Below are 22,088 nucleotides of genomic sequence, written 5' to 3' on the forward strand. Positions count from 1 at the left end.
ACCCGCTGTTAAGGGCGTTTTTATTTTGCATGAACAACAATTAGCTATAAAAAACACGACTATTTAAAGCTTTGTGTATCTGTTCACTGGTAATCTCCGGTACTATTGGCCAGAATTCAGGAGTAGGAAACATAAGGTTACTAGGCGTTCTATTATGATTTCCATCTAGTTCATGAAAAGGTTCTGGATCATCCGTCTCGTTAAAACGATTCGTAATAAACATAAAATGACCCAATTCATGTGCGAGAAGATACTCATCTGTACTTGCATTTGTCATAATAATAAGCGGAAAAGAATTATAAGTTACAGCGAGAGTAGATGAATAATCAAAATTAACAGGCCCAAATCTATTTCCATTCATGTAAAATACATACACATCAGCATTTTGACAAACCTTTCGGCCAGTTTTAAGCATTGCTTGTACCATTGTAAGATGACTAGACCCTCCAATTGGAAAATTTTCCGCATTACTAACAATGCCACTGATGTTTTCCAAAAAAACAACTGAACGTGTAATAGTAAATGTAACACCTTGAATTAATCGGTTTTTCTCATATTGTTTCCATATTTTATTAGCGGCCGCTATGTCTCTTTTTACACGATTAGGAACTATAGACTGATTATCTTTGGAGTTTCTATCAACTTTAGCTCCTGGTAATACAATTATACAAACATTTAAAGTGCCTGCCTTAACAGTTCTGAAGTGATCGTTTGTTAAATTTGAATTCATATAATAATCTTTGTAGTTTTTTTTGCGAGGTTGTGATTTATTGAAAGAATACGAATCGTCTTTATAACTGTCATGATTAGAATGTTTTTTTATGTGAATCACCCTTTCTTAAGTTTCTCTTTATTTTATTCATGAAAAGAAAGAGTGCTTGTACCATAAGGTAAAAGAGGCTAAGACAAAAGTATACACTTAGGATTCATACAGTTTTTAGAAATTGAATATCTACATTAAAAGCGATAAAATAGAAGAAAAAGTGAATGGAAGAAATTTATCTAAAACACATTGGGCAGCTAAAAACCGACCGGTGGAAGTTTTACCCTATTTTCTCTATGAACTTAAAATACGGGAGGATTTTTTATGACACTGAATAAAGCATTAACCATTGCGGGTTCTGACAGTAGCGGCGGAGCTGGCATTCAAGCGGATTTAAAAACATTTCAAGAACTGGGTGTTTACGGAATGACAGCTTTAACAACAATTGTAACAATGGATCCCGATAACAGCTGGTCTCATAACGTATTTCCACAAGAAGTTTCAACTGTTGAACAGCAGTTGAAAACAATTGTAAAAGGCGTAGGCGTACAAGCTCTAAAAACAGGTATGCTTGGCTCAGTGGAAATTATTGAACTAGCCACAAAAACAATTGAAGAATATGGTTTAAAAAATATCGTAGTAGATCCTGTGATGGTATGTAAAGGAGAAGACGAAGCGCTTCACCCGGAAACAACTGTCAGCTTGCGTGATGTACTAGTTCCAAAAGCAACAGTCGTAACGCCTAACTTATTTGAAGCTAGTCAATTAAGCGGACTTGGTCCTATCAAAACGGTGGATAAAATGAAAGAAGCAGCCGTCAAAATTTTTGACCTTGGTGCCGAATATGTATTGATTAAAGGCGGAAGTAAATTGGCGCATGAAAAAGCAATTGATTTGCTTTATGATGGAAAGACGTTTGAGATCTTAGAGTCTGAACGTATTGAAACGACATTTACGCACGGTGCTGGATGCACATACTCAGCTGCGATTGCTGCTGAATTGGCAAAAGGCAGTGACGTCAAACAAGCTATTTATACAGCAAAAGAATTTATTACAGAAGCAATTCGTCATTCATTTGCTTTAAATCAATATGTTGGACCAACAAACCACGGTGCATACCGTCGTAACAAGGAGAAAGTAGCAAACTAAAAAGCATGCCTAAAGGCATGCTTTTTAGTTTGCTTATTGTTTAACTGTTTCAAGCGCATTTAAAATAGCTTGAGCTACGCCGTGCTCGTCATTTGTTCCTGTTACGATATGGGCAAACTCTTTAATTTCTTGAGGCGCATTCCCCATCGCTACAGCGCGTCCAACTCGCTGAAACATCGATACGTCGTTATAATTGTCTCCAATGGCCATCGTTTCTTCTAAAGAAATATGGCGTTCTTGAACAAATGATGTAACTGCAATTCCTTTTTGAGCATTTTCATCATTTATTTCAATATTTTCTTTACCAGATGCACTGACTGCAACCGAATCTAACTTCACAAGTTCTATTTTTGCCTGTTCTAACTTTTCTTCGTCAAAAGAGAAAGCAAGCAGCTTATAAATGTCCTTGTTTGGATCTTGAAACAACGCTTCATACTCTTCAATAAGCTTTACTCTGCCGCTATTGAAACGCTCTTTTGCCGCTTCTAACGATTTTTCATAATTATCTTTTAAGCTAGCGCTTAAATAAATATCCATTAATACCGACAAAGCTTTTTCATAGTCATTTGAATACGTACCTTCACTTGTATAGACTTCAAAGTACAGCTGAAACTTCTTAAAAATATTTTCTACTTCGCGAATAGATTCCATCGTCATGCCTACTGAATATTGTTTTTCCCCTTGTGGGTTCCGAAGCTCTGCTCCGTTTGCACAAATTAAATATGTATGAAGTCCTGCTTCTTCTAAAACATAACGGGCCTCTTCATAAGAACGTCCCGTAGCAACAACAACTTCCACCCCTGCCTTTTGAGCTGTCTTAATCGCTTGGGCATTTTCTTTACTTACAACTTGTTCACTATTTACTAAAGTTCCATCCATATCGATCGCAATACATTTAATCATGATGTACCCCTTCCTATGTATCTTTGCTCTCTTATTTTATTCTAGCATATGTTTTTTTACGCTTTGCTACTTGCATGTAAAAGATTTACTAATTTTTTGTATACGCGCTGTTATAATCTGTTCCTTTTCTTGCTTTTTCGAAAACCTCTTTGATCGTCTTTAAACGCAAATCAGCTGTTGAATATACGTGAAAATTCACATCCTCTTCCTTCAGATGCTTACCAACGCCGATAGAAACCATATCTGTTTGATTAATAGCTTTTATACCAGCCTCTCCATCTTCTATGGCCACACATGCATAGGGTTTTACTTTTAATTGATCGGCGGCTGTCAAAAATATTTCTGGATCTGGTTTTCCCTTCTTTATTTTTCTCACATTCACAATGCAATCAAAAAAAGAGCGTATTCCTAACGCATCCACTACAGTATTTGCATTTGAACTAGAAGAAGCAATTCCCATTTTAATACCTTGTTTTTTACAATCCTCTAACAACAATTGTATTCCTGGAAGTAAGTGATTCTTCGTCATTTCCTTTATTAGTGCTTGATAATGCTTATTCTTCTCATCAGCAAGCTGTTCTTTTTTTTCCACTGTCAGACGTACGTTGCCTTGTGCAGCAATGAGCTCTACAGTTTTCACTCGGCTGATTCCCTGCAGCTGCTGATTCAGTTCTTCAGAAAATGAAACGTTAAGTTGATCTGCTACTTTTTTGTTTGCTCTATAATATAAATGTACCGTATCTGCAATAACACCGTCTAAATCAAAAATAATCGCTTGTAGCCCTTCTTTTTGCATATTATCCTCCTCTGCACTTGTCTTTATGCCATTACTTGAATGCTTTTATTACATTCTATCGTGTTAAAATGCCGTTGATATTGTTCACTTTATCATAAAAATTTTTTCATCATTTATAATTCATGAATAAATTTTTCAAAAAAGAGGAATTACAGTATTGCATTATGAAAGCCCTTTTATTACAATAAGATTATGCAAACGGTTGCGCTATCTTAAAAATATAGTTTATCAAAAAATAAAATGAAAGCCCATACATAGGGGAAGGGGAAAAACTATGAAGAAGTTCTTTTCATTTGATTTTTGGCAGAAGTTTGGTAAGGCTTTATTAGTAGTAGTAGCGGTTATGCCCGCAGCCGGTATTATGATTTCACTTGGAAAACTAGTTGCAATGACTGGGGGAGACATCACTGCTGTACAAACAATTGCACGCGTGATGGAAGACATAGGCTGGGGTATCATTACAAATCTTCACATCTTGTTCGCTGTTGCCATTGGGGGCTCTTGGGCAAAAGAACGTGCTGGCGGTGCATTTGCTGCACTCATTGCATTCATTCTTATTAATCGAATTACAGGAGCCATTTTCGGAGTTAAAGCAGAAATGCTCTCAGATTCAAAAGCAACGGTTCAATCACTGTTTGGACAAGAATTAGTTGTAAAAGACTACTTCACATCTATTTTAGGATCTCCCGCTCTTAACATGGGAGTGTTCGTAGGAATTATCGCTGGTTTTTTAGGCGCGAATTTATTCAATAAATATTACAACTACGATAAATTGCCTGAAGCTCTTTCGTTTTTTAACGGCAAGCGCTTCGTACCATTTGTGGTCATCGGTGGTTCAGTTGTAACGGCACTGCTTTTATCCATTGTATGGCCATTTATCCAAGGTTCATTAAACAGCTTCGGACAGTGGATTGCAACATCTAGAGACACAGCTCCTATTCTAGCACCATTTATTTTCGGAGCATTAGAGCGTTTGCTTCTTCCATTTGGTCTTCATCATATGCTGACAGTTCCTATGAACTACACGGAGCTAGGCGGTACGTACAAAATTTTAACGGGTTCTGGAGCAGGTTCCACTGTTGCCGGTCAAGATCCTTTGTGGCTTGCTTGGATTGCAGATTTAAATAATTTCCGCGCTGCAGGAGATATGGACAGCTACAAGCAGCTCTTACATGACGTTACACCTGCACGATTTAAAGTAGGACAGATGATTTTATCTTGTGCGTCATTAATTGGAATCGCTTTAGCAATGTATCGTAACGTAGATCCTGACAAACGTTCGAAATATCGTTCAATGTTCTTTTCAGCTGGACTAGCTGTTTTCTTAACAGGCGTAACAGAACCGATTGAATTTATGTTCATGTTCGCAGCACCTCTTCTATACGTCGTATACGCCATTATGACGGGACTGGCTTTTGCCATTGTTGATATTGTTCATGTTCGCGTACACTCATTTGGTGTAATTGAACTATTAACACGTACACCAATGATTATCAAAGCCGGACTATGGGCTGACTTAATGAACTTCGTCATCGCCTGCCTTGTATTCTTTGGCTTAAATTTTGGAGTGGCAAACTTCTTAATCAAACGTTTTAACTTCCCAACGCCGGGACGTAACGGAAACTATATCGATGAAGAAACAACTGCAACAAGCAGCAAGCAGGTGAAAAATGATTCGCTTGCCCCAGTCATTATTGGACTGCTTGGCGGAGAAAACAATATTGAAGACGTTGATGCTTGTATGACTCGCTTACGTGTAACGGTAAAAGATATACATGCCGTTGCAGGAGAAAGTGAGTGGAAACAAAACGGAGCCCTTGGTTTAATCTTGAAAGATAAAGGGGTACAAGCTATTTATGGACCTAAAGCGGATGTTTTGAAATCCGACATTCAAGATTTGTTAGGAGCTTAACATAATGAAGCTATTAACGTTAAATTGCCACTCTTGGCAAGAGGAAAATCAGCTAGACAAGTTATCTTGTCTAGCTGAAGTAATTAAAAAAGAAAAATATGATGTCATTGCTTTACAGGAAGTAAGCCAAAAAGTAGACGCACCTTATGTATATGACTACATTCGTAGCGATAATTACGCTTGGCTTTTAGCAAAAGAACTGGGTAAGCAAGGTGAAGACTATCAATTGGTATGGGATGTATCTCATATAGGCTATGAAGTGTATGAAGAAGGAATTGCCATTTTAACGAAACACCCGATTATTGAAGAGCATTCATTTTTTGTTTCACAAACGTCAAATATTGACTATTGGAAAACGAGAAGAATTGTTGGAGCAACAATCGAATATGAAAAAGAACTCCTTACGTTTTATTCTTGTCATCTTGGCTGGTGGGATGACGAGGAAGAGCCATTCAAGCAGCAAGTTGATACACTGCTAGCTCATGTACACAAAGATAACCCATTTTTCCTACTCGGAGACTTTAATAATGACGCTCATAGACGAAATGAAGGTTACGACTACCTGTTGAGCCAAGGCCTCTATGATACGTATACTCTATCGAATAAAAAAGACAGCGGTATTACAGTTAAAGGTAACATTGCTGGATGGGATGATAATGAACAGGCACTGCGCCTTGATCTAATTCTATCGAGTCATGCGCAGGATATTCAGTCATCAACTGTGGTTTTTAACGGCATACATTATCCCGTTGTTTCCGACCATTTTGGGGTAAGCGTTGAAGTGAAATAAGTGACATAAAGCGAACGAATAGCGTTCGCTTTTTTTCGTGTGATTATGAGGATGTAAAAATCATCTTCTTTACTGCTTTATCTATCGTTTTAGAAGTGTCCGATAAACTTTCGCATTTTAAAAAGTAGGTGTGCTATAATATTGTGATGTTGGCGATATGCAACCCATTTTTGCATGTTTATCAATGAAATCGCTCAACTTAATAGTAAGATGATACATGTAAGCTCTATTTAAATGAACACCCGTTGTCATTATCATAAACTAATAAAGAAAAATAGGTGTGAAACAATCATGAAAATTTTGTTGATTTCAAATATGTATCCTTCGGAACAATTCCCGAGCTATGGTGTATTTGTTCAAAACACTGAAAAAATTTTAGTTCAACATGGTATTCAAGTTGATAAAATTGTCATGCAAAAAAAGACAAGCAAATTAAGCAAGCTTTTTAGCTATGCTTCTCATTATGCTAATGTCGTCTTGACGGGCTTGACAAAAAACTACGACTACCTTTACGTACATTATGCATCTCATAATGCTCTTCCTCTGTTGATTCTTAAAAAGCTAAAGAAGAATGTGAAGATTGTGACAAACGTTCATGGTTCAGACGTTGTACCTGAAGTACCTTCACAGGAAAAATATCAGCCGAGAGTAAATGACTTATTGCAACATTCTACTAAAATTATTACTCCTTCTCCTTATTATAAAGGGCTCGTTGAAGAGAAATATAAGGTTCATAACCCAATCTATATTTTTCCAAGCGGAGGAGTGAATAAAGATCTGTTTCACCCTTATGCAGATAAAAGCAAAGCTTATCAAGAACTAAACTTGGACCCTACTATCCGTTATCTTGGATGTGTAAGCCGCATTGATGTGGGTAAAGGATGGAAATACTACCTGCAAGCAATTGCAAAAGCTGAACAACAAATGCCCACTTCTTATAAATACCTATACATTGGAAGCGGAAAAGATGAAGCTGCATTTAAGGAAATGGTCAAGACTCTAGGTCTAGAGGAAAAAGTCATCCATTTCCCTCTCCTTCCTCAGTCCTCTCTTGCTTACGTATATAATGCAATTGAAGCATTCGTGTTTCCGACCGTAAGAAAAGGAGAAAGTTTAGGCTTAGTCGGCCTCGAAGCTATGGCTTGCGGAGCACCCGTAATTGGGAGTCAGATTGGTGGTCTAAAAGATTACATTATAGACGGAAAGAATGGTCTATTCTTTGAGCCTAAAAATGTAGAGGAATTAGCTTCACAGCTACAGGCTTTTATTAATCTTCCTGAAGATGTGAAACAGCAAATGTCTCAACAGGCGTTACAAACAGCAAACCGCTACACAGTAGATGTAATTGCTGAACAACTCCCAACAATTTTTTTTGATGAGGTGGAAAAATGAAAGTCGCAGTTTTAATTCCTTGTTATAACGAGGAAGTAACAATTGGAAAAGTAATTGACGATTTCAAACGCGAACTGCCTAGTGCAGACATTTATGTGTACGATAACAATTCAAAAGATCGTACAAGTGAAATTGCACTTGAACACGGGGCAATCGTCAAAAAAGAATTCAAGCAAGGAAAAGGAAATGTTGTACGTTCGATGTTTCAAGAAATTGATGCAGATTGTTATGTCATGGTAGATGGGGATGATACGTACCCTGCAGAATTTGTTCATCAATTAATTGAGCCTATTAGAAATCGAGAAGCTAATATGGTCATTGGAGATCGTTTATCAAACGGAACGTATCTCGAAGAAAACAAACGTGCTTTCCATAATTTTGGTAACAACTTAGTACGTTCTTTAATTAATGGCCTGTACAAAAGTAACATTAAAGATATCATGACAGGTTATCGTGCGTACGATAAATTATTTGTAAAATCAATACCTGTGATGAGCCCGGGATTTGAAATTGAAACAGAAATGAGTCTTCACGCGTTAGATAAACGCTTCCGCCTAAAAGAAATCGCGATCGATTATCGCGATCGACCTGAAGGCAGCGAATCGAAACTTAATACGTTCTCTGATGGATTTAAAGTGTTACGAATGATTTTTACGTTATTTAAAGAGTACAAGCCGCTTCAGTTCTTCTCCATTTGGACAGTGTTGTTTATTGTCGCAGGATTAGCTGTTGGTGCTCCGGTACTTTATGAATTTTTTGATACAGGCTTTATTACCAAAGTACCGTCATCTATCTTAGCAACTGGATTGATGGTGTTAGGTGTTTTATCTTTCGTCTGTGGATTAATTCTAGATACAATCGCTTCATTAAATCGCAAGCAATATGAATTAGAACTAAATAAAAAAATTGAACAGATTGAACAAGTAGGAGAATAACAATGATGAAGAATAAAAAAAGTATTTTACTGCTTACAGTAACAGCTTTAATTATTCTTATCGGTTTAAGTATTGGTAATCCAGAAGGTGTTCACTATCTTTACCTTTTTGCTGCACTTGTATTTACCATCATAAGCTCTATTTTTATTTATAAAAATAGAGCTTATGCTTCATTTAAACCGCTAGAATGGCTATTGCTGATTGTTTTTTCGTTTATCGTACAGTTTTCACTTTTAGATAACTTACATATGACGAGCTCAACTGTTTTCTTACTCGTTTTGTATGCCATCAGCCGTACTTTATTGGCAATGCTGCTGACGGCCGCTGTACTCAGCGCTATCAAACAGATAAACGATTTTCACTATACATTTGCACACCCAAAGCGTTACCTAGGAATTGTTACGATTCTTATTTTAGCTGTTAGTCTATATTACTGGTTCGCCTTTTTCCCAGCGGCCATGACTCCCGATTCATTAGCACAGTGGAGACAGGCACATAACGGAGAATTTAACGATTGGCACCCTATTATGATTACATGGCTCATCATGCTGCTGACAAAAATATGGGATAACCCAGGAATTGTAGCGTTCACGCAAATTGTTGTTGTAGTAAGCATATACGCCTATACGTTTGACTTTTTCATTAAACGCAAAGCACATCCTGTTATGATTGGACTTTTAACAGCTATTATTGTCATTATTCCAAGCTTTTTAATCTTTTCAATTATTATTTGGAAAGATATTTTATACAGTGCTTTTCTGCTGTTTTTTACGGTGAATATTGCAAAAATCTATTTGTCAAAAGGTGCTTGGATTAAAAGCAAAGCAAGCTTTTTCTTACTTTTACTTTCCGCATTTGGAGTAGCTTTCTTTAGACATAATGGTTTTCCTGTATTTGTTTTGACTTTCCTTTTAATGATCGTCTTATTCAGAAAAAATTGGAAACCTCTTGTCACGATTTTCTTAGTCGTCTTTATTTTACAAAAGATTGTTACAGGCCCTGTGTTCACGTGGCTTGATGTACAGCCTTCGGATCCAAATGAAGCTTTGTCTATTCCAACTCAACAAATTGCAAACATCATTTCAAATGATGGGGAAATGTCAAAAGAAGAGCGCGAATATTTTAATAAAGTGCTCCCTATTGAATTGTGGAAAGAAAAGTACAATCCATACAAAAGCGATCCTATTAAATTTACTTGGAAATACTACGACCGCGATTTTATTTTTAATGATTTAGGTCTTTACTTTAAGAATTATGCTAGCATTGTCATCAAAAATCCTTATCTAGCAACGGAAGGCTTTCTCAAACAAACGGCTTTAGTATGGCAAATCAATCCTTTTAAAGATGGCTACACAGATACGTATGTAACCAACATTTATTACGGCAATGATTTAGGTCTTAAAAATAAAATAATCGAGCCGTTTATTACGCATACTGCCAATGCTTACTTAGCTATTTTTAAGCACCCTGTTTTTACATTCTTATGGAAACCAGCTTTTTATCACTGTGTCATTTTATTATTTTCATTAATGCTAGTGATTCGAAGAGGAATTACGTCACTTATTATCGTCATTCCTTGGGCTCTTAACACTCTTTCTGTTCTTGCGGCATTGCCGGCTCAAGATTTTCGATATTTATTAGCAAGCGTATTTGTGTCTTTCTTCTTTATTGGTCTTCCTTTTATCCGATTTGATCAGAAAGAAAGGGATGTGACCTCCTGATGGAGAGCAATTACAACAAAAAGCTAGGAATCACACTCGTTATCGTGGCTTCCCTGTTTACAGCTGTTGGACAACTTTTTTGGAAGTTGTCCGAAGCTTCATTTAACTTAAATTTAATTATTGGTTTTTTTCTTTATGGATTAGGAGCGGTTTTTATGATTGCCGCTTTTAAATTTGAAAGAGTTTCCTTACTTCATCCATTTTTAAGCCTAGGATACGTAATCAGCATTGCTCTTGGTTTCTTTCTATTAAATGAAACCATTAGCCCTATGAAGCTGGTCGGTACTCTTATTATTATCGTAGGTGTAATTTTAGTAGGTGGCCAAGATGAATAGTATCCCACTTTTAATTATTATGACCCTTTTAGGTTCAGTTGGAGCTGTCTTTTTCAAGTATATTTCTACGTATTTAAATGAAAAAAAGATAAGGCTAGCGCTTATTTGCTTTGTGGGTGGCGGCCTTTTTTACGGGGCGGCAGCTCTGCTTAATGTGTATGTTTTAACGCTGTTACCTTATTCTATTGTATTTCCGCTCACGTCTATTACGTATATTTGGACATTAACATTCGGTTACTTTTTAATTAAAGAAAAAGTTACAACAAAACAAGTTATCGGCTGTATTCTTCTAATTGTTGGATGCTTCTTTATTGCTAATAGTTGATGAGATAACTTGAAAAGGTAGGAGTTTCGCATGAAAAACTTAAAATTCGCGAGCATTTTACTGCTCATATCAACATTATTTTTGAAATTTTCTAGTATGATTCGTGATTTAGTTATTGCTAACTATTTCGGTACAAGTTATATCGTCGATTCATACAACGCAGCAATGATCATTCCAAACGCTTTTATTTTATTTATGTTAACGGGGATGAAGGATGCGTTTATTCCTAGTTATTTACGTTATGAAAAAGAAAATAAAGGAAAGGTTCATTTGACTAATATTGTTAAATCAACCTTTCTTATTTGTTTCATTGTTTCGGTTCTCGGATCAATTGCCGCTTTCTTTTACTTTCCCGCTTCGTATTCTAATTTTTCCAAAGCAGCAATCGAACTAGGAATTTATACGGGCGTTATGTACTTCTTGTCTCTTTCACTAGTTGGAGTGAATGCCGTATACGAAGGGGTATTTGATGCACGAAGTCAATATTCTTTCTCCGTGTTTTCTCAAACGGTTGTTGTACTATTTACGATTTTAAGTACAATCCTATTACATTCAATTATGGGCGGCTATGCAATTGCTCTTGGCTATTTTATAGGAACAATTGCTTCTTTCTTAATTAAAGTTGTCTATTTTAAACCGCAGCATCTGTTGTTATGGAAGCAAAAAATTGACCGTGATGAAGTGGTGGCTTTTTATAAAGTATTCATCCCTGTTGGTGTGACCATTATGGTCGGTCAAATTAATTTAACTGTAAACTTCTTCTTTGCTGGCTCCTTTGGTGAAGGTGTTATTTCATACTTAAATTACGCCTTCAGACTTGTAAGTATTCCCCAGGCAATATTCGGGGTTACGGTTGCAACCATTATTTATCCGCTGATTGCAAGAGCCATTTCTGAAAAAGATGAAGAACGCTTTAAATCGGGAATTGAAAAAGGGATTACGTTTATGCTGATGCTGCTGATTCCGACGATTGTTATTATGATCTTTTATATGAAAGACATTGTAATGATTGCTTATCAGCGCGGTGCATTTGACGCACATTCGACGTTAAAAACAACGGATGTATCTTATTATTACCTAGGTTCGGTATTTTTCTATTCGCTGCAAGCTGTTCTTGCAAAAGGATTTTATTCTCTCCAAAAAGGTTATCTTATTATGAGAGCAGGCTTATTATCCATTGTGTTAAACATCATCTTTAACATGATTTTCACTAAATTTATGGGATACCAAGGATTAGCACTTTCCATGTCAGTGGTTGCCTTTTTCTATACAGCCATCGTATTCGTTATGCTGGCAAAACAAATCAATCACTTCCATTACGGATATCTAGTGAAAGAAACAGGAAAAATCCTTTTAGCTTCCGTACCTGTTGCTATCCTCATGTTCTTCTTGAAGGACATCGCATTTTTGAATTCATTACATGTTATCTTACGATTTGGTATTGTCTGTATTGCAGGTGGTTTAGTATACTTAATGTCGACGCTATTATGCAGAGTAGAAGGTGTTATGCTTTTAGTTAAAAGAAAACGTTAATTCACGTAAAACAGGAGAGTACTATATGAAGAACACATACTGGTTATTTTTTCTGTTCGTTGGTTTTATTTCAATTCAGCCAATTATTGATATGCTAACGACGTACATGGTTTTGAACATGGATAGTGGTCTCTCAATTGGGGTTGTTATTCGCTTTCTATATATGATTTTCGCAGGTGTCCTACTTTTAGTGTTTGCCAAACAATCAAAATGGGCTAGATATTCGATTATCTACCTTATTGTTTTTGCACTCTTTCTTGGACTCAATATCTACTTAAATCATCAATGGAAAGATCTTTATTATATTGGGCAAGAAATTAAATTTTTCAATAAGGTTGTTTATATGAACGTTACATTACTTGGAATGATTGTAATGTTTTCACATTATCGATCGTCTTTGGATGTAAAAAGAATACTGAGCAAAAACTTATTGACTGCTTCACTCATCATCAGTATTGTTTTTATCGGTACAATGCTAACAGGTACAGCACTAGAGAGTTATCAGTATAATAAAATCGGATTCAAAGGCTGGTTTTATGCAGCGAATGAGCTAGGGGCAACCATTGCTATTTTGCTTCCTCTCACACTGCTTTTAGCTTTAGATAAAGTACGTTCGTTTTCAAAAGCTTATTACTGGATTCCTTTTATCTTGTTAGCCATTTCGTCCATCATGCTTGGAACGAAAGTAGGCTTAGGTGCCGTTATTCTTTCTTTAGTTGTAGCAACAGTTGTCTTATTTGCAAAATTATTTACGAATAAACGCAGCTTAATTAAAGCCAACTTAGTAATCTCAATTCTGCTTTTAATTGTAACCGGAGCAACCACTCCGATTTCTCCAGCTTATAAAAACACATATACGCACATCGATATGTTAGAGGCTAAAAAAGAGAAAACAAAGCAAGAAAAGCCGGAAAAGAAAGAAAAAGAAAAGCCGGCTAAAAAGAAAAAGAAAAAGGAATCAAATTTAGATGACAAAGATATTCAAAATCTAATTCTAAGCAGCCGTGAGCAATTTTTAGCTCATCATAAGGAAGAGTATGCAAAAGCACCTATTGCAAGAAAAATGATAGGTATGGGCTTTTCTGGTGACTATACAAAACAGCTTCCGCCAAAGATGATTGAAATGGATTTTTATGATCTGTTTTTCTCTTTAGGTATCATCGGATTTTTACTATGGGTTCTTCCACTTCTAATAGTTGGTTTAACCGTATTGGTTCGATTATTTAAAGACCCATCACAGCTTCTTGATGAAAGCTTTATGATGTATAGTACAGCAATTGTATTAGCTCTTGGAATTGCTTTTGTAGCTGGGCATGTCTTCACCGCACCAGCCGTTACTATCTATTTTGCAGCAGCTGCTGCTTATCTGTTCGTCATTCATTTCAAACAAAGACAAGCATAAAAAAACAGGCCATTGAAGGCCTGTTTTTTTATCTTTTTAATGGCTGAAGGCTTAACACCGTATCACCCGCATTAACGTTTATTTCTTGATCATGAGCAAAAAAACTCAATGCCTTTCCTTGCTTGCTCACTGCTAGTAAAAGAGAATCATCGCTTTTCTCCTCAAGATATGTTTCATACGTATATTCATCCGTAATTTTTGTATTGTAAATCGTATATCCATGCTCCATTTTATGATGTAGAAACTCCCACGTAATTCCTTTCTTAAAGAGCATGCGTCCTCTTACCGTGTGCATAATTTCATCGACATCTTCTCTTGAATCTTCTTGGTCACGAATACTTAATTGAAAAACATTGTTCCGTCCTATATCTTGAAGAAAAGCAGTACAAACAAGTGCATTATATGCATCTAACTCAGTTGCAGCAATCACGTATTCATAAGGAGTTAAATCTAGATGATATTCCGTTTGCTCAGCTAGAACTTCTCCGTGATACACATCTACTTCGGCTCTGCGCGCAACTCTTAACCGCTCCCACGAAGAATCAGCAACTAACACTGGATAGCCCAGCTGTTTTAACTTGGAAGCAAAGGCAACCGTAAAATCATTGCTTCCTACAAGCAAAATACCAGGTTCTTCTCCAATTGATAAATCAAGCTTCTTAGCTAGCCATGAAAGGGAAAAACCGTGTGCACAAACCGTAGCAAATACTAAAGCAAATGTCAGCGTTGTTAGGATAGAAGCATCTTTAAATCCTTCATCGATTAGTACTTTCGCAAAGTAACTTGAGACCGTTAACGCCACAATGCCGCGCGGGGCAATCCAGCCAATCAGTATTTTTTCTTTTATAGATAAATCTGTCCCTACCGTTGATAAAAAGATGGAGACAGGTCTGACAATAAACAGCATAAGTAAAACAAACAAAATAATATTCCAATGAAAAATTTCAGTAATGGTCTTCATCGTCAGTCCAGCCGTTAACATGATAAAAATAGTAGAAGTCAATAGAACCGAAATGTTCTCTTTAAAATGTCGCATATCACTAATAGATGAAATATGCATATTAGCAAGCGTAATCCCCATCGCTGTTACTGCTAGAAGACCTGTTTCATGCTTAATTTCATCAGCTATCGTAAAGCAGGCAATAACGACAATAAATACGACCGGAGATTTTAAATACTCTGGAATATGACCCTTTTGAAACATCCATCCTATTCCGCGGCCAAGAAGCCACCCTATTAAAACAGCAATAATAGAGGCTATGAAGAAAAAGAGAATTGTTTTTCCACTCACTTCTCTCAGCACTAAAAATTGAACAATTTCAAACGAAAAAACGGCCAGCAGTGCACCAAAGGGGTCAACAATAATACCTTCCCATTTTAAAATCGCTGCTGGTTTTGGTTTTAATTTAGCTTGTCGTAAAAGAGGTAAAATCACGGTTGGACCCGTCACAATAAAAAGCCCTCCGATAACAATTGCCACCGCCCATGATAAATCTGCTATATAATGAGCAGCTAAAGAGCCTAAAATCCAAGCTAGCATGGCTCCGAGCGTCACAATGCGAAACACGGGCTTTTCGATTCCCCTTACCTCTCTCATGTCTAAATTCAAGCTGCCTTCAAATAAAATAACAGCTACAGCAATCGATACAAAAGGATCAAAAAGCTGAGCAAATTGTGCTTTAGGATCAATTAAACCTAAAATAGGGCCTGTTAGTAGTCCGATAATTGACATCACGACAATTGCTGGTAACTTAAATCTCCAAGCCAGCCACTGAGATAGAACTCCTAGTCCTACTACGAGCGTGATATGTATAAGCATAGGTTCCATTGTATCTTCCTTCTCTCGTTCGCATAATGTGTATATATTTTCCCTAAAATAAACCGATGTTATACAGGAAGAAACAAACACTACCTTGTTTTACCACTTTTTCAAAAATGCTAAACGCATACTCTTTTCTTTGAATCCAAGCTGTTTTCTTTCATTCGACACATATTTTACTCGTGTTTGTCGAATTTCACTTTATTATCAAATAATAAAAAGCCTTTAGCTTCTGCTAAAGGCTTTTTGCCGGGTGATCCAATTCATATAGCTTTTGATAGTGACTGTTCGTCGCAAGTAATTCGTCATGCGTTCCCCGAATGGCTATTTTACCATCTTGCAAAAATAAGATTTCATCCATTTTTTCCATCCCAACTAAATTATGCGTAACCCAAATTAAGGTTTTGTCTTGAAGAGTTTCAAAGATAGTGGATAACAGACGCTTTTCAGTCATAGCATCCAACCCTGCAGTTGGCTCATCTAGCATAACAATTGGCGTATGCTGAAGCAGAACACGTGCTAACGCAATCCGCTGACGTTCTCCTCCCGAGAAGCGCTGACCTGTTTCGAGCATCGGCGTTTGATATCCTTGGTGCAAACCTTCCACAAGGGAGTGCATATTCACTTGCTTCATGGCCTCAATTACTTCTTCTTTTGTAGCCTCTTCATTAGCTAGTAATAAATTGTTGGCTACGCTTGTATTAAATAAATAAGGATTTTGATTTAATACAGAGATGAGTTTTGGTACATCTTCACGAACCTCAGCAACAGACTGACCGTTTAGCTGAACTGTACCTTCTGTAGGTACTAAGGAGCCTTGCAGCAACTTTAATAGAGTCGATTTTCCAGCTCCACTCTTGCCAAGAATCGCAATTTTTTTCCCTTTCTCGACTTGAAATGAAAGATCATGAATTACTGACTCCTCCTCATTACTATAGCGAAAGCTTACATGCTCAACTTTTAATCTAACCGAATTCCATGAACCTTTATAAGGTAGAGAAAGAGTATGTTTTTTCTTTTCGTTCACATCTTCCCAGTTCTTTTCCATTGCCTGTACTCTATTTAATGATTCTTCAAACTGAGGAATCTTTTCTACTGCATTAGATACTGGCAGCAGCGCTTCAGATAAAGGAAATACTACTAAAATAAAAGCAGCAATAAACACACCTGCAAGCTCTTTATCTGCAAAAAGAGAAGACCCAAACCAAAGCATTGTGACAATTAAACCTGCTACAATAAGTTGTCCAAACAATTCTCGGTAATACGTCCATAGTTTAAGCTTACGATCCATGCCGTCTAACTCATTTTCTGTTTTGTTATACGAATGAAAAAATGACTGCTGCTGACCGCTTAACACCCAATCAGTCACTCCTAAAAAGCCATCTGTGACCTTGGCATATAACTGTGCTTTGCTTGATTTATATCGCTGATTGGCTGCCTTCATATGCCAAAGGGAAAAAAGCGGCATCACTACTACTAATAAAAATAAATAGATGGCAATCAAACATGCAAACTTTAGGCTAAAGAATCCTAAAGCTACAATCGAAATAACGTATAAAATAACAGCTGAAATTGTTGGAAGAATGGTACGTAAGAACAAGTCTTGTAAACTTTCAATATCTTCCGCGAGAACTCCTAAAACATCTCCTGTTTGATAGCGAGATGTAGCAATTAACGGTTCAATCAAATGATAAAGACGTGTACGCATTTTAGCTAAAATACGAAGAATAAAATCGTGACTGACAAGACGCTCCGCATAACGGAAAGCTGCTCGGCTTAAACCAAATGTACGCACAAGTACAATTGGAACATACACCAATAAAATCGTTTCTGGCCGTAAGGAAGAAGCTGAAATCAAATAACCTGACGTGAACATTAGCGCGCAAGCAGAACCAATCGTTAACATGCTTAGTAATAAGATAGAAAAGATACGATATTTATATGTTTTAAAGTAGGGCCATATCCAACTTTTATATTTCATCATATCTCCTCCTCTTCATGTAAAAATTGATAGTAAGCTCCTTTTTTTGAATCAGTTCTTGATGATTACCGATTTCTGCAACCTTTCCGTCCTCTATTACAACAATGAGATCCATGTCTTTCATCCAATGCAGACGGTGCGTAGCTAAAATAAATAACTTCTCTTGGAACATCGTTAAAATATCTTGCTTTAATTCATATTCCGTTTCAATATCGACTTGTGCCGTTGGTTCATCAAGCATAATAATAGGACGGTCGCTTAGAAATGCCCTTGCTAGAGCAATCCTTTGAGCTTGGCCGCCGCTAAGCTGGCGTCCCCCATCCCCTATCATTTCATTTTCCTTCTTAGGCATCTGTTGAACCGTTGATAAAAGTCCTGCTTTCGTTAAAGCATCTTCATAATCATATGAGCCGCCTCTATCTTGATAAAATTCAATATTTTCTTTTACTGTTCCATTAAAAATAAATGGGTGCTGAGGGATATACGTAATCTGCTTTTGCCAAGCAGCTGAGCGTAAATCAATTGGCACGCCGTTTACTTCGGCAGAACCTTCTGTAGATTGTACAAAGCCACTTAGTATATCAATAAGCGTCGATTTTCCAGCTCCGCTTTTTCCGATGATTCCAATTTTCTTCATTCCTTTAACATGCAGTGACACATCTTCAAGAGAAGGTGGCTGCTCTTTGTCATATTTGACGGTGATATGACGTAATTGAAGTTCACTGCTTTCAGTCCAACTAGGAAAAGCTTCTTTTTTAGCCGACGGTTTTTCAGCCTGCTTCACAATCTTAAGTAATGCATCTCCGGATTCTTTTCCGTCTAATGTTGCATGGTAATCGTTTCCGACTTCTCGTATCGGCAGGAAATATTCAGGCGCCAGCAATAAAATCATAAGTGCAGGCTCTAATGTCATAGACCCGTTTACCAGCCGCAAACCAAGCATAACAGCCACGATGGCTACAGATAACATCGTAAAGAAATCTAGAGCAAACGTAGATAAAAAAGCAATTCGGAGCGTTCCCATTGTCGCTTTTCGATAACGGTCACTGACTCTTTCAATCGTTTCAGCATGTTCCTTACTTTTCCCGAGAAATGTTAAAGTTTCTAACCCTCGAAGCGAATCTACAAAGTGGTTGGACAACACGTGATATGTCTCCCATTGGCTATCTATTTTTTTTTGTGCAGCCAATCCAAGCAAAATCATAAATAAAATTAAAATTGGCATGGTCACAAGTAAAATAATGCCTGAAAGCCGATCATGGTACCAGACGAAAGCAAGCACTAGCCAAGGTGTAACGCTAATGGCGGCCAGTTTAGGCAAAAACAGCTCGAGATAAGCGCGAAGTTTCTGTAGGCCTGTGGTGATGAGCGTCACCAAGTTTCCTGTTCCTTCATCCTTGGTAAAACGCGGTCCTAATGAAAAAATGCTTTTCATGACTATCAAACGAAGTTCCTGAGTCGTTTTGACTCCAAATTGATATGCTGTTTTTTTTACTATAAAACCTACGATCTGACGAATCATAAAGGCAGACAAAAACAAGCCGATTGCTTTTGTCTGCGAAGTTAAACTTTCACCATGAAAAAGGGCGGTAATTACTTCGGCGAGCCACTTAGCTTGAAAAATAATGGCTACACTTTGAATAGTAATAAGCCCTATTAACATGGCAAGAACCATTTTTATTCCGTTGTAAACCATTAAATTTCTACCCATTAATACTCCATATGCTCCTTATGATCTACACGTTTTCTAAAAACGTAGTAGCTCCAAATTTGATAACCTAACACAAAAGGCAGTAATGCAATAGCAGCGTAAGACATAATTTTTAAGGAATAATTCCCTGATGCTGCATTATGAATCGTTAAACTATAGCTTTCATTGATTGAACTAACCAAAACGGTTGGAAACAATCCTGCAAATATAGAGGAAATTGATAAAATTAAAATTAAGCCAGACATAGCAAATGCCCATCCGTCTTTTTTACGTGTAAGGAAAAATCCTGCTAGTAAATACACGAAAATACCGATGAAAAATGTATATAGCATCAAGCGGCTATGATTACTGAATAAATCTGTTTCAAAAAACGTCATGCCTGAAAAGATAAGAAGTAATAAGGCATTTATAGGCAAAAGCTTCATAGCGACCTTCCGTGAACGATCTCTAATATCGTCCATCGTCCGGATCGTGGCAAAAATAAGTCCGTGCCATAAGCAAAGCATTGTTAACGTAACGCCGCCTGTGATGGTATATAGATTAACAATATCCGAAAAGCCGGCATTCATTTGCATGTTGCGCTCAACAGGCAGTCCTTTCATTAGCGCTGAAAATAAGATACCAAAAATGAGCGGTGGAAAAAGACTTCCAAAGAAGATAACCCAATCCCACGCATTTTTCCACGCTTGTTTTTCAACTTTTCCTCGAAATTCAAATGCTACGCCGCGGCCAATCAGCGACAGCAAAAGAAAAACAAAAAGAACATATGACCCGCTTAATAGCGTTGCATACCAGTTTGGAAAAGCGGCAAACATAGCACCGATTGCTGAAATTAGCCAAACTTCATTTGCATCCCAAAAAGGACCGATTGTATTAATAAAAGCTCGTCGCTCTAAGTCGTTTCTTCCTAAAAAACGAGACACCATTCCAATCCCAAAATCAAAGCCTTCTAAAAAGATAAAACCAACAAACAGAATGGATACTAGTAAATACCAGAATTCATTAAGAGAAAACATTGTATCCCTCCTTTGTAAACGGATCAGTTGATACTACTTTTGTATGTGCTTCGTGATTGTGATCTGGACCTTTTTTAACTTCTTTAACGAACAAGAACACCATAATCACAGCTAAAATTAAATAAAAGAACGAAAACGAGATAATAGAAAACAGCAATTCTCCTGCTGTTACATCAGGAGACACGGCATCTTCCGTTTTCATATAGCCAAATACAACCCAAGGCTGACGGCCAATCTCTGTCATAATCCAACCTGCTGAACTTCCAAGGAACGGAAAGGCAATGGCAATCGTCATAATACGTAAAAATAGTTTGCTTTCTTGAAGTTTTTTGCGAGAAAGCAAGTACGTGCCCCAAATACCTAATGCACATAATACGCCACCTAGACCAGCCATAATGCGGAAACTCCAAAATGTTGTCCGAACGGGTGGAATATAATTTCCTGCTCCATATTTCGCCGTATACTGCTCCTGCAGCTCGTTCATCCCGGGAACGGAACCTGAAAATTTCCCGTATGATAAGAAGCTCAATAAATAAGGTATTTTGATTTCACTCGTATTTTTCTTTTCATCGGGGTGAATATTTGCTGTTACCGTCCAAGCGCCTGGACTTCCGCTGTTTTCCCATAATCCTTCACTTGCGGCCATTTTCATCGGCTGTGTTTTAACTAAGTATCCAGCCTGTTCATGGCCAGATAACGCAATTCCTACACCTGAAACTAACCCTACAATAATGGCAACTTGAAATGATTTTTTGGCAAAAGCCACATGTTTTTTCTTCAAGAGCATAATGGCACTGACACCCGTGATAAAAAAGGCGCCTGTTGCAAACGAACCTAAAATGGTATGAGGGAATTCAACCCACAGCTGACCGTTTGTTAACAATTTAAAGAAGTCATTCATTTCTAAACGCCCATTATTCAGCTCCATTCCAACCGGATGCTGCATAAAAGAATTAGCCGTTAAAATAAAGAACGCTGAAAAAATAGTACCTAGACTAACAAGCCAAATACATAGACAGTGCAGCCATTTAGGCAAACGATCCCACCCGAAAATCCACAGTCCAAGGAAAGTGGACTCCATAAAAAACGCTAGCAGTGCTTCAATAGCAAGCGGCGCACCGAATACATCTCCTACAAACCGTGAGTACTCTGACCAGTTCATGCCAAACTGAAATTCTTGTAAAATACCTGTTACGACGCCGACAGCAAAGTTAATCAGGAATAAGTGCCCCCAAAACTTTGCCATCTTTTTATACTGTTCATCTTTTTTTACTACGTACATCGTTTCCATGATCGCTACTAAAAAGACAAGACCTATAGATAGCGGTACAAAGATAAAATGAAACAGCGTCGTTGATGCAAATTGAATACGTGATAGTATAACTGTATCCATCTTCTTTCTCCTTTCATATATAAGAACATTCATCATTTCCATAGATACTTTGCTCATTTCTGAGCATCTTTTACTTACATTGTGAAACATTGAGCATAATAATTCGAGAGATATGCTCAATGCTTCACATATATATGTAATATCTCTCTTTCTATTTACATAGTATAGTCTATTTTTTTAGCTGTGCACGTACATTTTTTGAACGTTTTTAG

General features: G+C 37.2%; 17 protein-coding genes and 1 pseudogene. 10 read left to right on the top strand and 8 right to left on the bottom strand.

Features of this window, described 5'->3' with window-relative positions:
• Positions 1–40: 40 nt before the first annotated feature.
• Positions 41–730, bottom strand: coding sequence for a hypothetical protein (locus Q5794_RS26725; RefSeq protein WP_226897593.1), 690 nt, complete (start codon positions 728–730; stop codon positions 41–43).
• A gap of 357 nt (positions 731–1,087) precedes the next feature.
• Here Q5794_RS26725 and pdxK point away from each other — a divergent pair, with 357 nt between their 5' ends.
• The gene (gene pdxK / locus Q5794_RS26730) at positions 1,088–1,912 is read left to right on the top strand and encodes a pyridoxine/pyridoxal/pyridoxamine kinase (protein ID WP_374988568.1); all 825 of its coding nucleotides are present in this window, start codon (positions 1,088–1,090) and stop codon (positions 1,910–1,912) included.
• Positions 1,913–1,945: 33 nt separating this feature from the next.
• On the opposite strand, the gene Q5794_RS26735 is transcribed toward pdxK, so the two are convergent.
• Together Q5794_RS26735 and pgmB are read right to left on the bottom strand one after the other, a co-directional pair.
• Complete coding sequence (locus tag Q5794_RS26735) at positions 1,946–2,815, bottom strand: Cof-type HAD-IIB family hydrolase (protein ID WP_215054878.1); 870 nt, start codon at positions 2,813–2,815, stop codon at positions 1,946–1,948.
• An 88-nt stretch (positions 2,816–2,903) separates the two neighbouring features.
• Positions 2,904–3,611, bottom strand: a complete 708-nt coding sequence (gene pgmB, locus Q5794_RS26740) for a beta-phosphoglucomutase (protein ID WP_374988569.1) — start codon at positions 3,609–3,611, stop codon at positions 2,904–2,906.
• 274 nt (positions 3,612–3,885) lie between these two features.
• Between pgmB and Q5794_RS26745 the strand changes: the two genes are divergently transcribed.
• The 9 genes from Q5794_RS26745 to Q5794_RS26785 all read left to right on the top strand — a co-directional run bounded on the left by Q5794_RS26745 (position 3,886) and on the right by Q5794_RS26785 (position 13,956).
• Positions 3,886–5,523, top strand: coding sequence for a PTS transporter subunit IIBC (locus Q5794_RS26745; RefSeq protein WP_025752447.1), 1,638 nt, complete (start codon positions 3,886–3,888; stop codon positions 5,521–5,523).
• A 4-nt stretch (positions 5,524–5,527) separates the two neighbouring features.
• Positions 5,528–6,313, top strand: a complete 786-nt coding sequence (locus Q5794_RS26750) for an endonuclease/exonuclease/phosphatase family protein (protein ID WP_215054880.1) — start codon at positions 5,528–5,530, stop codon at positions 6,311–6,313.
• Positions 6,314–6,604: 291 nt separating this feature from the next.
• Complete coding sequence (locus Q5794_RS26755; protein ID WP_374988570.1) at positions 6,605–7,705, top strand: glycosyltransferase family 4 protein; 1,101 nt, start codon at positions 6,605–6,607, stop codon at positions 7,703–7,705.
• On the top strand, positions 7,702–8,640 hold the full coding sequence (locus Q5794_RS26760; protein ID WP_013059871.1) for a glycosyltransferase family 2 protein: 939 nt from the start codon (positions 7,702–7,704) through the stop codon (positions 8,638–8,640). The genes Q5794_RS26755 and Q5794_RS26760 overlap by 4 nt, the downstream gene beginning before the upstream one ends.
• A 2-nt stretch (positions 8,641–8,642) precedes the next feature.
• The gene (locus Q5794_RS26765; protein WP_215054882.1) at positions 8,643–10,361 is read left to right on the top strand and encodes a DUF6020 family protein; all 1,719 of its coding nucleotides are present in this window, start codon (positions 8,643–8,645) and stop codon (positions 10,359–10,361) included.
• The gene (locus Q5794_RS26770; protein ID WP_215054883.1) at positions 10,361–10,696 is read left to right on the top strand and encodes an EamA family transporter; all 336 of its coding nucleotides are present in this window, start codon (positions 10,361–10,363) and stop codon (positions 10,694–10,696) included. The genes Q5794_RS26765 and Q5794_RS26770 overlap by 1 nt, the downstream gene beginning before the upstream one ends.
• Positions 10,689–11,021: an EamA family transporter gene (locus tag Q5794_RS26775; protein WP_215054884.1), complete on the top strand. Its 333-nt coding sequence runs from the start codon at positions 10,689–10,691 to the stop codon at positions 11,019–11,021. Before Q5794_RS26770 ends, Q5794_RS26775 begins: the two co-directional genes overlap by 8 nt.
• A gap of 30 nt (positions 11,022–11,051) precedes the next feature.
• On the top strand, positions 11,052–12,554 hold the full coding sequence (gene murJ / locus Q5794_RS26780; protein WP_215054885.1) for a murein biosynthesis integral membrane protein MurJ: 1,503 nt from the start codon (positions 11,052–11,054) through the stop codon (positions 12,552–12,554).
• 25 nt (positions 12,555–12,579) lie between these two features.
• Complete coding sequence (locus Q5794_RS26785; RefSeq protein ID WP_215054886.1) at positions 12,580–13,956, top strand: O-antigen ligase family protein; 1,377 nt, start codon at positions 12,580–12,582, stop codon at positions 13,954–13,956.
• Between the two features lie 28 nt (positions 13,957–13,984).
• On the opposite strand, the gene Q5794_RS26790 is transcribed toward Q5794_RS26785, so the two are convergent.
• From Q5794_RS26790 to Q5794_RS26810, 5 genes and pseudogenes are all read right to left on the bottom strand, one after another.
• Positions 13,985–15,784 (bottom strand): sodium:proton antiporter, encoded by a 1,800-nt coding sequence (locus Q5794_RS26790; protein WP_215054887.1) that lies wholly within the window; start codon positions 15,782–15,784, stop codon positions 13,985–13,987.
• Positions 15,785–16,010: 226 nt separating this feature from the next.
• Positions 16,011–17,759, bottom strand: coding sequence for a thiol reductant ABC exporter subunit CydC (gene cydC / locus Q5794_RS26795; protein WP_374988571.1), 1,749 nt, complete (start codon positions 17,757–17,759; stop codon positions 16,011–16,013).
• Positions 17,756–19,467 (bottom strand): annotated as a pseudogene (gene cydD / locus Q5794_RS26800) (thiol reductant ABC exporter subunit CydD). Before cydD ends, cydC begins: the two are co-directional and overlap by 4 nt.
• Positions 19,467–20,483 carry a cytochrome d ubiquinol oxidase subunit II gene (gene cydB, locus Q5794_RS26805; protein ID WP_128821432.1) on the bottom strand — a complete coding sequence of 339 codons (1,017 nt, stop codon included), beginning with the start codon at positions 20,481–20,483 and terminating at the stop codon, positions 19,467–19,469. Before cydB ends, cydD begins: the two are co-directional and overlap by 1 nt.
• Positions 20,470–21,876, bottom strand: coding sequence for a cytochrome ubiquinol oxidase subunit I (locus Q5794_RS26810; RefSeq protein WP_374988572.1), 1,407 nt, complete (start codon positions 21,874–21,876; stop codon positions 20,470–20,472). The genes cydB and Q5794_RS26810 overlap by 14 nt, the downstream gene beginning before the upstream one ends.
• Between the last annotated feature and the right edge of the window lie 212 nt (positions 21,877–22,088).

This window comes from Priestia megaterium (assembly GCF_041941685.1).
Classification (GTDB): domain Bacteria; phylum Bacillota; class Bacilli; order Bacillales; family Bacillaceae_H; genus Priestia; species Priestia megaterium_C.